17 protein-coding genes and 1 pseudogene are annotated in these 15,634 nt (G+C 37.1%); 13 read left to right on the forward strand and 5 right to left on the reverse strand.

Annotated elements, in window-relative coordinates; translation table 11 throughout:
• The first annotated feature begins 25 nt into the window (after positions 1-25).
• Complete coding sequence (thiT, locus tag AC1Z3K_RS08070) at positions 26-634, forward strand: energy-coupled thiamine transporter ThiT (RefSeq protein ID WP_461732424.1); 609 nt, start codon at positions 26-28, stop codon at positions 632-634.
• A 170-nt stretch (positions 635-804) separates the two neighbouring features.
• Here the strand turns inward: thiT and AC1Z3K_RS08075 are convergent, their stop codons facing one another.
• A complete protein-coding gene (locus AC1Z3K_RS08075) occupies positions 805-1,566 on the reverse strand; it encodes a CAMP factor family pore-forming toxin (protein ID WP_461732425.1) in 762 nt (253 codons plus the stop codon).
• A 611-nt stretch (positions 1,567-2,177) separates the two neighbouring features.
• On the reverse strand, positions 2,178-2,543 hold the full coding sequence (locus AC1Z3K_RS08080; protein WP_426084537.1) for a hypothetical protein: 366 nt from the start codon (positions 2,541-2,543) through the stop codon (positions 2,178-2,180).
• Between the two features lie 187 nt (positions 2,544-2,730).
• Between AC1Z3K_RS08080 and AC1Z3K_RS08085 the strand changes: the two genes are divergently transcribed.
• Complete coding sequence (locus AC1Z3K_RS08085) at positions 2,731-3,465, forward strand: C39 family peptidase (RefSeq protein ID WP_426084536.1); 735 nt, start codon at positions 2,731-2,733, stop codon at positions 3,463-3,465.
• Between the two features lie 418 nt (positions 3,466-3,883).
• On the opposite strand, the pseudogene AC1Z3K_RS08090 reads toward AC1Z3K_RS08085, so the two are convergent.
• Positions 3,884-4,060, reverse strand: a pseudogene (locus AC1Z3K_RS08090) (transposase); the annotation flags it as partial.
• Positions 4,061-4,114: 54 nt separating this feature from the next.
• Between AC1Z3K_RS08090 and AC1Z3K_RS08095 the strand changes: the two are divergent.
• The 11 genes from AC1Z3K_RS08095 (at position 4,115) to AC1Z3K_RS08145 (ending at position 13,215) form a co-directional block, all read left to right on the forward strand.
• Positions 4,115-4,333 carry a hypothetical protein gene (locus AC1Z3K_RS08095; protein WP_461732426.1) on the forward strand — a complete coding sequence of 73 codons (219 nt, stop codon included), beginning with the start codon at positions 4,115-4,117 and terminating at the stop codon, positions 4,331-4,333.
• Positions 4,334-4,678: 345 nt separating this feature from the next.
• Complete coding sequence (locus AC1Z3K_RS08100; protein WP_461732427.1) at positions 4,679-5,134, forward strand: DUF1310 family protein; 456 nt, start codon at positions 4,679-4,681, stop codon at positions 5,132-5,134.
• A complete protein-coding gene (locus tag AC1Z3K_RS08105; RefSeq protein WP_461732428.1) occupies positions 5,124-6,383 on the forward strand; it encodes a hypothetical protein in 1,260 nt (419 codons plus the stop codon). The genes AC1Z3K_RS08100 and AC1Z3K_RS08105 overlap by 11 nt, the downstream gene beginning before the upstream one ends.
• On the forward strand, positions 6,380-6,748 hold the full coding sequence (locus AC1Z3K_RS08110; protein ID WP_426084532.1) for a hypothetical protein: 369 nt from the start codon (positions 6,380-6,382) through the stop codon (positions 6,746-6,748). The genes AC1Z3K_RS08105 and AC1Z3K_RS08110 overlap by 4 nt, the downstream gene beginning before the upstream one ends.
• Positions 6,745-7,023: a hypothetical protein gene (locus tag AC1Z3K_RS08115; RefSeq protein WP_426084531.1), complete on the forward strand. Its 279-nt coding sequence runs from the start codon at positions 6,745-6,747 to the stop codon at positions 7,021-7,023. The genes AC1Z3K_RS08110 and AC1Z3K_RS08115 overlap by 4 nt, the downstream gene beginning before the upstream one ends.
• An 826-nt stretch (positions 7,024-7,849) precedes the next feature.
• On the forward strand, positions 7,850-8,413 hold the full coding sequence (locus AC1Z3K_RS08120; protein ID WP_461732429.1) for a DNA-3-methyladenine glycosylase I: 564 nt from the start codon (positions 7,850-7,852) through the stop codon (positions 8,411-8,413).
• Between the two features lie 284 nt (positions 8,414-8,697).
• Positions 8,698-9,543: a class I SAM-dependent methyltransferase gene (locus AC1Z3K_RS08125; protein ID WP_461732430.1), complete on the forward strand. Its 846-nt coding sequence runs from the start codon at positions 8,698-8,700 to the stop codon at positions 9,541-9,543.
• A gap of 252 nt (positions 9,544-9,795) precedes the next feature.
• Positions 9,796-10,356 (forward strand): helix-turn-helix transcriptional regulator, encoded by a 561-nt coding sequence (locus AC1Z3K_RS08130; protein ID WP_426084527.1) that lies wholly within the window; start codon positions 9,796-9,798, stop codon positions 10,354-10,356.
• Positions 10,357-10,563: 207 nt separating this feature from the next.
• Entirely contained in the window at positions 10,564-11,184 is a 621-nt protein-coding gene (locus AC1Z3K_RS08135) for a GyrI-like domain-containing protein (RefSeq protein WP_426084526.1), read from the forward strand.
• Positions 11,185-11,360: 176 nt separating this feature from the next.
• Positions 11,361-12,284: a helix-turn-helix domain-containing protein gene (locus AC1Z3K_RS08140; protein ID WP_461732431.1), complete on the forward strand. Its 924-nt coding sequence runs from the start codon at positions 11,361-11,363 to the stop codon at positions 12,282-12,284.
• Between the two features lie 10 nt (positions 12,285-12,294).
• Positions 12,295-13,215, forward strand: coding sequence for a helix-turn-helix domain-containing protein (locus AC1Z3K_RS08145; protein WP_461732432.1), 921 nt, complete (start codon positions 12,295-12,297; stop codon positions 13,213-13,215).
• Positions 13,216-13,872: 657 nt separating this feature from the next.
• On the opposite strand, the gene AC1Z3K_RS08150 is transcribed toward AC1Z3K_RS08145, so the two are convergent.
• Positions 13,873-14,919: a HAMP domain-containing sensor histidine kinase gene (locus AC1Z3K_RS08150; RefSeq protein ID WP_461732433.1), complete on the reverse strand. Its 1,047-nt coding sequence runs from the start codon at positions 14,917-14,919 to the stop codon at positions 13,873-13,875.
• Entirely contained in the window at positions 14,906-15,586 is a 681-nt protein-coding gene (locus tag AC1Z3K_RS08155) for a response regulator transcription factor (RefSeq protein WP_426082758.1), read from the reverse strand. Before AC1Z3K_RS08155 ends, AC1Z3K_RS08150 begins: the two co-directional genes overlap by 14 nt.
• Positions 15,587-15,634 lie beyond the last annotated feature (48 nt).

The following is a 15,634-nucleotide window of genomic DNA, read 5'->3' on the forward strand; positions in this document are numbered from 1 at the left end:
TCTAATTTTAAGGGAGGATTTTTTTATGTCGAAAAAAATGGATTTACGGGTTTGGATTGAGGGAACAGTAGTTGCAGCAATGGCGATGGCACTTTCCTTTATTCCGCTGGAAACGGCAAATGCCGCCTTTGATTTATCATTGGGGATGATTCCGTTAGTCTTGTATTCCTATCGGAGAGGGGTTCTGCCAGGACTTACGGCAGGGTTTATCTGGGGGCTTTTAAGTATCGTACTTGGTTCAGCGATGAAAAATTTTATTTCTGTGCCTCAAATCATCTTTGAGTATCCCTTTGCCTTTGCATTTGGCGGTATGGGCGGCTTATTTGCGGACAAGATTCAAGCAGCTGTTTCAAAAGGAGAGAAGGCTAAAAGTATTCGTTTTATTATTTTAGGGAGTATAACTGCAGTAGTTTCCCGCTGGTTCTGGCATTATTGGGCAGGAGTTTTGGTGTGGGGCGCCTATGCACCGGCAGGCATGAGCCCGTACTGGTATTCTTTGGTATTTAATGGGGGCAGCGCCATTGCCAATACTGTTCTTGTGAGTGTTGTCTTAGTTCTCGTTGCAAACCTCGCTCCTAGGTTGTTTCTGCCCAAAAACGGACATTATATAACCAGTCAGTCCCAAAACAAGTAGGAATTGATAAGAGGACATGCTTGTTTGAAGTTTTCTATAGGATATTTATAAAAAAATCTCAGTTAAATAACTAAAAGCTCCCGTAAAGCCCCTTTTAGAAAGAGTCTTTACGGGAGCTTTTTTAATTCAGTTGTAACTATTTTCAATCTTTATCTGGAAATAAGGGGAATTTATTTTGCTTGGCTTACTGCAAAAGCAAGAGCGTCTTCCAAGCTTTGGATTGAAGCATAAACGTCTCTAACTGTTGATTTAGGGTTAAGCTGAACAAAAACAGCTTTTGTTATTACTTTATTTAGATTGTTGTATACAGCAAAAGGAACCTTTCCAAGCACTTTTTTATCACGCTCAAAACGTGTATGCCAAATGGCATCACTTAATTTTTGCTTCACAGGTGCGGTAGCTGTTGAGTCTAAATCCAAGTCAGGATATGCGGCAATTTTAGCCATTAACTGCTGTAATGCAATGATTTGCTGTTTAATTTCACTTGTAGTGGCAAATGGGTCAGCAACTTTTATAATAGCCCGTGTAATTTCTACACCAATCTCCCGATGAGCCTGTTCAACCTTGTTCTCTAACTTTTCAACAGAAAATGCGATAGCATTTCCGATTTCTACAATTAGCTCTAACCGAGCGCCGATACTATCAAGATCATAGATGGTTACTGAGTTGAAACGCGCACTTTTAGCTGGTAGATTCACATCATGCTCAATGTTTTCTATTACTGGAAGTAACTGATTAACTTCATCTTCATAAGAGGTTCCAGCAACTTTCTCTTTTAAGTCTTCTAGTGAATCTTTTTCTTGCTGGACTGTTTCCACTTGTGTTTGTGCAGCAGTCTGACTCTCTGCAAATGCAGGCTGACCTGCTGAGCACGCAATACCCATTCCTAACATAATCAATGCAAATGTGTTTACTAATTTCACTTTTTTCATTTAAATCCCTCCAAAATTTTTTCCATTGAACTTAATCATGGTTAAACGTAATTATAATTAATTTTTTTGAAAATTACAATCTTTTCTTACATTAAAATTAAAATATTTTTTATTATAACAAATAAAAGCGTCTTAAAGGGGGTTGGTTTTATTTTGAATAGCTTCAATATAAATGATAGCGCTATCATTTTCGTGGGTAAAACATCGTCGCTTAGTGCCAATCAAATCCATCCATGTGTAGCTAGACTCGGAACATGTGATGACTTAATAGATGTAAAATTAAGCAACTTTTGTAGTGTGCTCATTAACTTGTTTGCTGTGACGGCTTCCTAAATAACAGGGACTTTAGGTCCACCGTTGGCGTTATAAAAAGAAGTAGTTTTCAGCAAGCTCAGTTTAGTTAATGAATCAGGTTCTTCGTTATTTATTTTCCTCCTTTCTTATTACATAACGAGTATACCATTTAATTATAAAATAGTAAATACCTTTGTTTATATTGTGTTTTTTCATATATACCAATTTAAGGTTTTGTTTAATTGGAAATAAAAAAGCTGTTTTCTCATAGGGGAACTATGAGAAAACAGCTTTACATTTATATCTTTATATACTTGCTATTTAATCTGACGTTTATCAGAAGTAGTTAATCGACTAATTCGTTTGATATGCTCTACAGCAATCATTCGAATTTGCTGTGAATCTTCTTGAGAACGCAGCATAACTGTATCCGTAATATTTTTTGAAACAATCCACCCGGAAACTGTTTCAAACTTTTGGGAAGCCGGACTTTCTTTCAGTTGAAGGACAACAAGACTTTTTTGTGCAGCCGCCAACTGTAATTCTTTCAGAATTTTTTCCAGCTCTTTTGATTTTTCTTTTTTATCTTTACCATCCTCTAAAAGAGCTGAGAAGAAATTTTGAGAAGATTGGGTAATGAGTCTGGAAATACTTTTCATTGTTGATTTATGTTTGTTATCCATTCTTCTACCTCCTTCATGTAAAGACACCTTGCATAATACTATATCTATTCTAACCAAATTTCTCTTGAATTTCAAGAAAATATGTTCCCTTTTCTCATTAGATTTTCTGTTGCTTTTTTTTCTCATTTCTGTAAGATTAAGAGAGAGCCTCTTAAACGAGGAGACATAGAAGAGAGTGAGCGTATTTATGCAGAAAATAGAACCTAAGAAACTGATAATAGGATTATTGGCAGCTGCAGCGTTACTAGGTGCTTTGCTAGGGAAAGCAGCTCCAATGGAAGCGGGATTTTCAAGTCTATTCAAAAAAGAAGTGCCGGTTGAAAAGAAAAAGACCGAGGAAAGTACCCAGGAAACACAGGAAGTACAACCGCTAAGTTATGTGGAACAAATCAATCAAGAGATTCAACAGGATAAATTTGCAGGAAGAATTAAAGTGCCGCTGATTTTACAGACAGATGAACGTTGGAAAGCAACTCCGTACGGCACTGGTGAAAATAACACGTTAGAAAAAAATGGTTGTGCCATAGTATCTCTGGCGATGATTTCTTCTTACCTAGATGGGGGAGATGTTCAGCCGCAGGCTATTTTGGATTGGTCTCAAAGCAACTATTTCATTGAAGGACAGGGAACAAATTGGACCATATTTTATGATTTTGCTGTAGCAAAAGGCTATATGTATGAAGAATTGAGTGATATGAGTATGGTGGAAAATCATTTGAGTCAGGGACACCCAGTACTCATTTCCGTGCAGCCGGGAAAATTCACTGAAACTGGTCATATTATGGTTCTAACAGGGGTTAGTGACGGAAAATTCTGGTTGAATGACCCCAATGACTCCGAGACGAAGGGGCATTCAAGAACCCAGTACACAGCTGAAGAGCTAGGAAATGAAGCGTTGAATTACTGGGCAATCTATAAATAGCTATTGATGTATATGAGCATGCAAACCGGCAAGCTCGTATCAAAAAATTAGATAAACACCGCTATGTATTACTGGCGACAGGGGAGATCAAAGAGTTTCAATTGCAATCTGAAACTCGAGCAGATAATGAAAATTCGTTACGTCAGACGTTTAAAAATCTGGGTTATCAGATTAATGCCAATTTCACAGGTGCAAAAATGAGCTGTTTTTAACGGTGACATTTCGTGAGCGTGTATCTGATGTGAAAGAAGCGTCGAATCAGTATTTTAACTTTCTGCGTTGTTTTGAGCGTGCTTCTGCGCATTTAGGTACATTACGCATGTTATCCGGGCTCATTGTCAAATCGGACTGATGAGTGGAAAAAAGAGGTTGGTTGTTGAAAGAGAAAGACTTTCGATAACCAGCTTCTTTGTTCGTTCATTTTCATCAAATCGTTCATAAGAAAAATCCGTGTTTTCATATTTTGAAAGGATTTAAAACCATAAGAGACAGGTTTCAATGTCTTTATATGAGTATTCATAGCTTCCAGCTTCCCATTTGAATACGGATAAATCAGCCATTTACTCTCTTTGTAAGAGAGTAAATGGCTGATTTGCCTTTAGAAGATTTAGGTATCCCTTAGCGTGTCGATAACTATGAACAGGCTATTTTGGAGGAGGAATATTTCGACAATGAAACTGTTGATTTATTGGATGAATCGTTGGCGAATACAAGAGGGATTCACACGACAAAATCGAACCCCAGCAAAGCGGTAGTTAAAGGCGGACGTTTGCGCTTTTATCCGAGTGGTACTCGTTTGTTTAACTGTGTAAATTGTATTGAACCAACACGTCGAGAAATGTCGTATCAGCGATTTAAAGAGGTTTAGGGGATAAAAACACGAATTTAACTTTGCGGAAAAGTGTAAAAAATGAGGATACGGAAGCCAATTATTCTTCTGTATTGGTGAAAGAGCAATACAATAAAAAGGCGTGCTGTCCTGACGGCTTATTAGCTAAAATAGCTCTATGTCGAGAAGAGTTAGCCCATATCTCAAAAAGTGATTGGTATTATTCACGCTTAGGAGGGGCATTGTATGAGCTGGAAAATCGAGCCTATCTGAGAAAGTTAGAACGTGACTATGTAAAAAAATCAGAAAAGGGCATAGGCTTATTTAAGTGTATCTTTTTGTATGGTAAACTAAATTATTATATACAAAATAGGAGAAGTATTTATGACTAAACATAATAAAGGTATGGAAGAAGAACCGCATATTTCTGAAACAAGAAAAATTAGGAAAAGTGTTTTTTTCAAGCTTATTGGATTGGTTTCGTTAATTATTATAGGACTAGGAGTGAAATGGTATATGGATGAAAAGCAATTTCAAGATGAGATGATAAAGGTGGTTAAGGAGAATAAGTCGTTAGTAGAAGCTTCATTGGATCGAAGGGACAAATTGAGTAAAATCAATACTGTTGAATTCGATTATTCTACTGTAAAACATAATCCTATGGGAGGGATAATGGTTAAAGGATATATAAACAACGATGAGGATTTATCCTTTTCTGCTGGTTTTAGAAAATATGTACAGGCTGAGACAGAAGAATATGGAGATGTTGAGCTTGTTTCCATGGGTATATCAAAGCCTTTGAGAGATTATATAGGTTGGAGTGGTGAATATGATGAATGATTTTACCGATAAAGATAGAGAAAATATTGCATGGGAGCAATATTCTGATTATAAAGTTGGAGAGAGTGTGGAGATAGAAAATGTAGGTTCAATTGGATATGTGTCAAAAGTAGTAAATAACACAGAGACAGGAGAACAAACCTATATTGTGACAGATAAAGAGCTACCTAAAAATCCTACCAAAGAAGAATTAGCTAGTGTGACAACTGTTACTGTGTTGTATCGAGGATCTACTGCTCCGTCGTTGCAGACAATGAATCCAATGAACAGTGATATTGGAGATGTTTGGAAAGACTGGGTAACGAATGATGCTGCTATTGCAAAACAGATTCTCTCAAATGAGTTTACAGGACCGACTCCTCAATTGGTTTCTTCTGCAAAAACATTGAATGAACAAATGGCATTATATGAGAATGCCTATTTTGATATTTATGGGCATTCATTAGGTTCAATGAACGGTCAATATGCGCTCTCTGCAAGTGAATACTCAGATCGTATTCGTAGTGCTTATTTGTATCAAGGCCCGAATATTTATGGTTTATTGACAGACGATCAAAAAAAGCAAGCCGATAAATTACGAGATCGTGTATTTAATTATGTGGATATGAAAGATTATGTGCCAATTGGCTACGGCTTGAAAGGAATAGGAATGATTATTCCTGTCGATTCAAAAGAAGATGTTGGGTTAATTGACCGCCATATGTGGGGTGGCTATGATTATGATCAGCACGGAAATTTACGTGTGCCTCAAGGAAAAATGATTGCGGTGCGAACGGCACAGACAAAAATATTTATTCAAGGACAGATGAATCTGTTAGCATTACTTGAACAAAAATTGAAAACAAGCGGTGGTGGGTTGTCTTCTTCGGAAGAAATTTTTATAGATAGTCAACGAGTGTTAGCGATTGTTGACGGTATTTACCAGTTGGTGGAACAGGCAATCAGTAACTTAGAAATAGAGTATAAACAAGAAATCAGCGCAATTGAACCGTTATGGGAAGAAACTCTTACAACTGCCCGAAATGTAGGTGCGCATTTGGAAGAAGGAGAAATACTCTCTGCATTGTCTGCCGGAGGTTGTACGCAGAGTACGCTAGTTACAGAACCTATTTCTGATTTAAAGAGTGATTTTGGAGAGATAGAAGCAATTGGGGCAGATTTTATTTCATTAGCCAATCAAATTCAATCCAGTGTTGCTCAGCAGTTAGCTACTGATAAAGACTTAGCTAGACAGGTGGGGATTGGATGACGAAAGAACAAGAAAAACAATCGATACCCCTTGCACTAGAAGACATTGAAACAGATTATTTAGCTAACCGTCGATATTATGAAGATCAGGGTGAACAATTGATGTATGAACGAAATCAGGTCAATCGTTCATTGGATGAATTTTCAGATTCTACAGCGTATTATTTACGTAAGTTTGGTGTAGAAGAAAGTGAACTCTTGTCCTCTATGCGATTGATTGAAAATGGACGAGAGGAACTTATGCATGAGATCCAAAGAGAGCAGCAACGAGTAGATGATGTATTAGAAAACCACAGATTGAGGTATCAACGAGAAAGAGATAATTTAGAAGAACAGTTGTATGAGATAGGACGAGAAGAAGAATGACACAAGAAATGTTGGATATTGCAGATTTAAAAAAACAAATGGTTAAACAGATGGAAAAGATGATTATTCAGACCTCGATTGCAAGTACAGCTCTTGCAAAGGTAAAAACGAAAAAAGATAAGCTAAAGAAAAGTAAGACAGATACTTTAGCCGTTACTAAAGGAAGCATGGACGGTATAACAAGTGATTTGTCTAGTTCGCTCAAAGGATCATGGGGAACGAAAGCAAAAGAAAGTTTAGCAAGAAATAGTGAAAAAATGACAACATTGTCCTGATCTTTTCGTTTTGCGAGCAGAGCAATATGATAACATATGGCGAAAAATGGGGGTTGGGGTGTGCCCTAAATTTCCAATTTTTTTGTAAGTGTATATGCACTTGTTATGCTTGCCAGAGACAAAAACATGAGGATTAAGTTGTATAAGTGAAGCAGTTTATTACTTTCAGCAGAGTGTGTTATCGGCAATAGTCGCTAGTAGAAAAGCGGAATGATAAGCAAGGTGTTGTCCATGGTAAATCAACGTAGAGAGCCTGTTAAGTACTCTAAGAGGCTTTAAGGAATGGACGGCTAAAAGAAAGACCTCATGCTCTTGAATCCCCCAACCCATTGTTGGGGCTGCCGTCGTAGGTCGAATGGCTAGAAGCCATGAGATAGTGGTTTTTGTTCGTTTTGGCGCACAGAGGCGAAGCGACCCGATCCCCTTAACTTGATTCTAGTTAAACAATTATCCGCGAGACATTTTATGCTACACTTTTATAGACTATGTTTAGGAAAGAGGGGAGTATTTTAACTGTAGAAATGACTGGTTTTTTAATTCAAGATGAACATATGGGCACAGTAACACAAATGAACCATACTTTGGAATTCCAAAGTATGGAACAGTTGGCTCTTTATTGTATAACTGAAAAAACCAGAAGAATTTTCTAGAGAGAAACTGCTTCTGAGTGTTTGAGTAAAATCCGGCATTTAGAAGCTGCAGCAATCTCAGTGTTTCTATTCTGTTTTTTTGACGTTGTATCGTTTTCTTCATAAAAAAGTATAGTTCTCGTATGCAAACATATGTTCTTGTGGTATCCTAAATAAAAGGATAACGGAGGTAATCTATGAAAACTGTACGATGTGAATGGGCAAACACTAGTGAATTGGATCAAACATATCATGATGAAGAATGGGGTGTACCTATTCATGATGATCAAAAGCTCTTTGAGTTTTTATTATTAGAAAGCATGCAGGCTGGTCTGAGCTGGTCAACAATTTTGAAAAAAAGAGCAACGTTGACAGAGGCATTTGATCAATTTGATTATAAGAAGATTGCATCTTATACGGAACAGAAAGAAGCGGCGCTGCTTCAAAATCCAGGTGTTATCAGGCATAAACTAAAGATTGCAGCAGCAATAACCAACGCTCAAAAATTTATAGCTGTTCAGCAAGAGTTTGGCAGCTTTGATCAATATATTTGGTCATTTGTTGACTACCAGCCGCTAGTTAATCACTGGCAAGAAGCAAACGAAGTGCCGGCTTCGACAGAACTATCAGATAGAATCAGCAAGGATTTGAAAAAAAGAGGCTTTAAATTTTTAGGTACCACAACAGTTTATGCATTTATGCAGGCAGCAGGTCTTGTTGATGATCATTTACCCTATTGCTTCAAACGAGCTGTCACATAAATAGGGTTTCATTTTTAGAAAAATTCTGTTAAACTAATTGAAACACAAAAATAAGGATGGTGAAGCATCCGATTTCTTTTGATTCTGTATAATCGGCAGGATAAAAGTTATTGGAAACGAGTAGATAAAATCAATTGAACAAGCAAAAAACATTCTCAAAGGGGATGCTTATTTAGGCTTGCTTCAATGGTTTTATTTACTCTAGCTGAGCCTTTTTCTAAGCTGTAGAGTAAATAGACTCTACAGCTTTTTTTGTGTTTTATTTTATTTAGGAGGGAAAGGAAATGACAAAAAGACAAGTAAAGGACTATAGGCTGCCGCAGGCCTATGAAAAAGGCAATGGAAATATCTGGACTGATTCCTATATTTCCCAACAGCTGTTAACGGCACATTTAGATCCTGATTTTGATGGTGCTAGTAGAAAAGCGGCATTTATTGATGCTTCTGCAGATTGGATCGAAAAAGAGTTTCCTGTTAAACAATTTTCAAAAGTGATTGATTTTGGTTGTGGTCCGGGCTTATATGCAGAACGCTTAGCTAAGAGAGAGTATCAAGTAACAGGCATTGATTTTTCTCGGCGGTCGATTACAAAAGGGCAGCGTAGGGCTGAAGAACAGCGGTTGGGGATTAAGTATATTCAAGCTAACTATTTAGAGTGGCAACCGTCTACAGCGTATGATTTAGCCCTCTTCATTTATTGCGATTATGGAGCACTTAATGAAGAAGAACGCAGGAAAATATTAGCTGTAATCTTTGATTCTTTGAATGAAGGCGGTCAGTTACTGATGGATAACTTTACAATCAATCAGTTAGCAGAAGTCCAAGAAGAATCACAGTGGAGTTATTGGGGAGAAAGCAGCTTCTGGTCAGATGGGGAGCATATTGTTCTAAGTCGAACAAAGAAATATAGCGGAAATCTTGTTTTAGATCAAGCGATTGTTAATACGAATGAACAGCAAAAGATATACAATATCTGGAAATACTTTTCAACTAGGGAAACATTGCTCGGAGAGTTAGAAGCAGCGGGTTTTGTAGTTAGAGAGTTCTATGAGAATGTTGCAGGAGCTCCTTTTAATGTGAATAGTGAAACAGTAGCAGTCATCGCAGAAAAGCCCGGAAGCCTGGATTAAATAATAGAAAAGAATAGAGATAAAATAACGTGATTTTATTAGTAAGCTATTTGTTGACGTTAATAAAATGTAGAAAAATATTTGTTCATTTGTTTAGAAATAAAAAGCAAGAAAAAATCCCAAATTTACAGGAAATACTGATATAATAAGCTTGTCAAAAACTTTTATCACTGTTTTTTCTTCTTTGTCAAAGAGATTTGGTAGAAAGAAGATATATTATTGGCTATCTTTAAGGTGTCGAAAGGAGATTTTATGAAAATCAGTGAGCAATTAAAAAAACATCGAAAAATAAAACAGCTCTCTCAAGAAGGGTTAGCTGAGGTCGTTCATGTTTCCAGACAAACCGTTTCGAATTGGGAGACAGGACGAAGCTATCCTGATTTGCAGAGTCTGCTTCTGCTTAGTGATTATTTTGAAGTCTCTCTTGACGAATTAGTGAGAGGAGATGTTCCAATGATGAAAAAAACAGTAGAGGTAAGAAAGATGAACCATTTGGCGTGGGTGATGTGTGGAGGCTTTATCCTGATGATTGCCTTAATGCCATTGGTAAAATATTATGGCTGGTTAGGAGCCGTGGGTCCCGCTATTGGCATGAGTATCATGCTGGGAGCCGCAGTTGCGATTGAACGCCTGAAGAAGAAGCATGATGTTCAAACCTATTCTGAAATATTAAGTTTTATGGAGAATAAAGAAATGACGACTGAGCAGGTTGAAAAAGAACGCCGCCACCTGAAACGGCAAAAATGGCTGTTGGCTTTGGGGTCAGGAATTCTAACAATCATTCTTCTTTATATTGTATTAAAAATTTTCTAAAGTATCTAACATGTATCGCTGAGCGGTCTTCTCGGATTAGGGGAAGTCGTAGGCTTCTTCTTTAGCCAGATTCTAGGAGATAGGGCATAGGATTGTCTTATCTCCTCTTTGTTAATTCTATAATAAACAAAATCTCTTGACTCGTTCCTTAAGGTCATAGTTTATAATAGGACTATACAAAAACAAAGTATCAGGGAGGGCAAACATATGAAGCATGAATGGCGCAAAGAAGAAAAAGAATTGTATTTTCCCAAGAAAAAACCGATGGAACTAACGATTCCTAAACAAAAATTTTACACAATTACTGGGAAGGGAAATCCAAATAACGAGCAGTTTGGTATAGATACTGGAGCATTATTTGCTATGTCGTGGGGAATGAAAATGATGCCGAAGAGTGGCTTCATACCAGAAGGCTATGAGGAGTATGTAGTATATCCATTAGAAGGTATCTGGACGCTAAACAAGGAAGATGTTCGGCCGGATGGCACATTTGATAAGGAAGATTTGATTTATAAGCTGATGATTCGCCAGCCGGATTTTGTCACTGAAGAAGTAGCGTTGATGAATATCGAGCAGGTGAGTAAAAAGAAACCTAGTTCCAGTAACAACAGCGTAAAATTTGAAGAGTTGGAAGAGGGACATTGTGTTCAGATTCTTCATGTGGGTCCCTATGATGATGAGCCGGAGAGCTTTGCTAAAATGGATGTGTATTGCGAGCAAAACGGTTTGACTCGCAGAACCCTAGCACATAAAGAAATTTATTTAAAGGACGCAAGAAAAACTGCCCTCGAAAAGATGCATACCGTGTTGCGATACTATGTTGAATAAGCAATAGGATCCTAGCTTGATTTAGCTGGACAAAAGCAGTAGCCGTCAAACAGCTGCTGCTTCTCTTTTATATCAAGGCTAAAATACTGAAATACATAGAGAAAATGGTCAATAGGTCAGCAAGCTATTGCTTCTTGTTTTCAATTGTTTTATAGTCGAGAAGAGGGGGTGAAAATGTGGAAGACATTAAAGATCAATTAGGAAAGAAAATTAGGGTGCTGCGGGAGGAAAAAGGATTATCCCGGGCAGAATTTTGTGATACGGAAGCTGAGCTGACTGTTCGCCAGCTGGTTAGAATAGAGGCGGGAGAATCATTGCCAACACTGCCTAAGTTAGATTTTATAGCCAAACAGTTATCAGTTCCTGTTAGTCAGTTGATTGATAAAGAACATGTTGAATTACCAAAGAGATATTTACAACTAAAACATAGATTATATAGACTCTCTACCTATAATGAAAAAGAACGACTTTTAAAACAAGAAAAATATTTTAGTGAAATATATGAAAATTATTATAGTCGATTACCTGAAGAAGAACAGTTGGCTATTGATGTACAACAAGCTGCGATGGATGTCCATTTAACCGAAAATGCAGATTTTGGTGAAGGGCTACTTAATGACTATTTTTATCAAATTATGCAGAAAAAAAAATATACAACAAACGATTTGTTGATTATTAATCTGTATTTTCATTGTATCTTTTATAATAATTATGACGAAAAAATATTTATATTAATTGTTAGTAAAGTAGTAGATCAAGTAGCAATTTTTATGGAAACTGAATTGTTTTTGTTAAGTAAATTATTATTGACAGCAGTTACTGTAATGGAAATTAATAATAGGTATGAAAAAATGATTGAGATTGTTTCAGTTTCTGAAAGGATTATGGAGATAAATCAAGATTTTCAAAAGAAACCTGTAATGGATATGATTGAAGGAAAATACTATCTTCATTCCCAAGGAAATATAAAGATAGCGAAACAGAAATATCAAGAAGGAGCTCAATTAGCACAATTACATAGAGACCAAGTATTAAGTGAAAAGATTATGCTGGAATGGGAGAGCGATCTCGAAATGTTCCAAACCAAGAAGGATAAGTAAAGGTGGCGCTATGGAAAATATTAAGGAAGAGTTGGGTAAGAAAATCAGGGGATTACGGGAATCCAAAGGCTTATCCCGGGCAGAATTTTGTGATACGGAAGCTGAGCTGACCGTTCGCCAGCTGGCACGGATCGAGGCTGGCGAGTCTTTACCAACCTTGCCGAAGCTGGGGTTCATATCAAAACAGCTGTGTGTTCCTATAGGTCAGTTAGTTGACGAGAGGCATGTGGAGTTGCCTAAGCGATATTTACAATTGAAAGAAAAACTCTATAAATTCTACACTTATCAAGATACTAAGAGAGCAACAGAAAAAGAAAGTTATTTTAATGAAATTTATAGGGATTATTATACTGGGCTGCCAGAAGAGGAACAACTAGCGATAGATGTTCAGTATGCATCTATGGATGTGCATCTTGCGGAAAATGCAAATTTTGGCGAAGGAATTCTCGGAGATTATTTTTCTCAGATATTACATAAAAAAGAGTATACAATCAATGATTTGCTCATTATTAATTTATACTTATACTGTTCATATTACGGAAAGTACAATGAAAAATTGGAATTGCTCTTATTCAATAAATTAATACAGGCAATAGAGGATTTTGTTGATATGGAACTGTTTTTAGTAAATAAAATAATGATAACAGTAGTAAATATTTTTTTTGATAAGAAAGACTATGAAAAAATGCTGGAAGCTATTACTACCACTAAGCATATTATGAATATGACTCAAAATTTTCTTAATAAACCTATCATTAATATGGTTGAAGGAAAATACTGGCTTTTTTCTCAAAAAAACTGGAAAAAGGCTGAAGATAAATATAGGGATAGTATTCAGTGTGCAAAGCTTTTTGGTGATAAGGTTCTAAGCGATAAGCTGCTAAAGGAATGGCAGGATGACTTGGAACGTTTTCGCAAAGGAGAGTTTTAGTAAAATAGAAAAATAATAGCTATCGAATCAGCAAGAAGCCCGAAACATAAGACCTCCTAAAATCTTATGCTCCGGGCTATTTAGAATATACATCACTTTTAGCTGTTTAGTGCTGATTTGTCATGATTAGTACAAATAGATTGTAGTAAGTGAGACAAATAACAGTAAAGGCAGCTACTGTCAATCATCATATGTGAAGCGCATTGTTCTTAAAACGGGTCTAAACAACTTTTTTATTTTTTACTCTTTCCCCAACTATTTACTTGAATCAATTTGTTTTCTTTTACCTGCCTCCTTTTTGTGAAGATATATCAGCATTTCTAAAAAGGTCCTGAGAAATTCTGATTTTATTAGGGTTTTTATAACGCGTAAACGACTTTTGGCGTTTTTTTAATTATATGTAAGGGCTGCTGGATTGTAAATGACATCGATGTCATAGGAGGAGAATCAAAATAAGTTTGGAATATAACTAAATATCCAAACTACGTCTGCTCTACCATCCGAATCAACGGAGGACAGAAGCAGCTTACTACACTTCGTTCCGATAGCATCAAGAGGTTGTGAGAAAAGTGTTCAGCTCCGAGTACCTACTTGGTTCTCAACGTTTAGCACTTCTATCCCATCCTTGTTTGTCTGCTATCGGCACAAAAAAGTGATTTATTCGGTTTTCTTTTGAGGCAAAATGATGATAAAGGTTGAGCCTTCACCAAGCTTTGATTTCACGATAATCTTTCCATCGTGGAGTGTAATGATTCTTTTAGCAATCGCCAGTCCAAGTCCGTTGCCATGTGACTGGTGGGAGCTGTCGCCTTGATAAAATTTATTAAAAATTCTTCGCCGAACTTTATCCGACATACCTGCTCCGCTGTCTTTAATATTTACTTTGACTTCGTTCCCTAAACGGTAGCAGTTGATTTGAATAGTTCCTTCATTATCGGTGAAGCGAATAGCGTTGCTGAGTATATTAAGCCAAACCTGAATCAGCAGGTCGGAATCACCATAAATCAAAACGGGATTTAAATTTAAGCTCATAGTCAGATTTTTTGCTTCCCACTCCTTTTGAAGGAGAATCAAGGCGTGTCTTAGCTGTTCGTCTAATGAATAGCGTATTTTTTTCAAGGTAATACTTTCCTGATTTTCCACCTTGGACAAAAGCAGAATATTCGCTGACAAGGTACTCAAACGAGCTGTTTCTTCCGTAATAATCTGTAGATATTTGGTGCGCTCAGCTTCTGTAAGAGCCGGATTTTGCAGCTGTTTGGCAAAGCCGTTAATCGAGACCAAGGGTGTTTTCATTTCATGAGAAAAATCATTGATAAAGCTTTTATGGACGAGTTCAACATTCTGCAGCTCTCTGGCCATAAGATTAAAATTCTGAATTAAATCTTCTAAGTCATTATTCATTCCAGTAGGATCAATCTGTATATCAAAGTTTCCATCAGCTATTTGCCGGGTTCCTTCAACCACTTTATTCAATGGGCGTAATATCCGTTTACTGAAGAAGGTAGCAATTAATGTGCCGATTACTGTACAAGATAACAAGGTGATTATCAGTCGGATTAACGGATAACCGAATAATGACTCCACAATTCCAAAGTGCATGAGAATAACTAGAAAGATGCCTGAGATAATTGCTGATACGAGAAGAATCAATGCAATAACTAGAGAAAAATGAACGTACATGGAGCGTCTATTTCGATTCATGTGCAGCTCCTTTATAGCCTAATCCCCGAATAGTAATGAGGGAAAAATCAGCGGAGTCGGCGAATTTCTCTCTAAGCCGCTTGATATGAACATCGACTGTTCGCTCGTCTGTCAAAGAGTCTGCGCCCCAAATATCGTTCAACAGCTGTTCTCGAGTGAATATTTGATTTGGAAAAGACAGCAGCTTATAAAGAAGTAAGAACTCTTTTTTTGGTAGTTCAGTACAGTTGTCGTCATGATAAACTGAGAGACTGTTTTTATCAAGGAGGGTATTGCCTACAGATAGGCGCCCTTCCAAGTTAATTTGAGCTCTGCGAAGCAGGGCTTTTATCCGCAGCAGCAGCTCGTCAAAATCAATTGGCTTCACTAGGTAATCATCGATACCAGCTAAAAATCCATTCTTTTTATCTTCTGGTGTTCCCTTAGCGGTTACCAGAATAATCGGCAGCCGTTCGTTTTCTTTCCGAATAGCTGCAACCAGCTGATAACCATCTAAAACAGGCATCATGACATCAGCTACAAGTAAATCTACAGCGTGTTCTTCCAGAATAGCCAAGGCATCTTTCCCATTGGCTGCTTCCATTATCTGATAACCATCCTGAACAAGTGTAGCTGCCATCAGCGTGCGTATATTTTTATCATCTTCTGCAATCAGAACTGTAATCATGTCATTCCTCCGTTCTTCTGTTTCACTATATCATAAACTAAAATCTTG

It is taken from the genome of Enterococcus sp. LJL128, assembly GCF_056924295.1.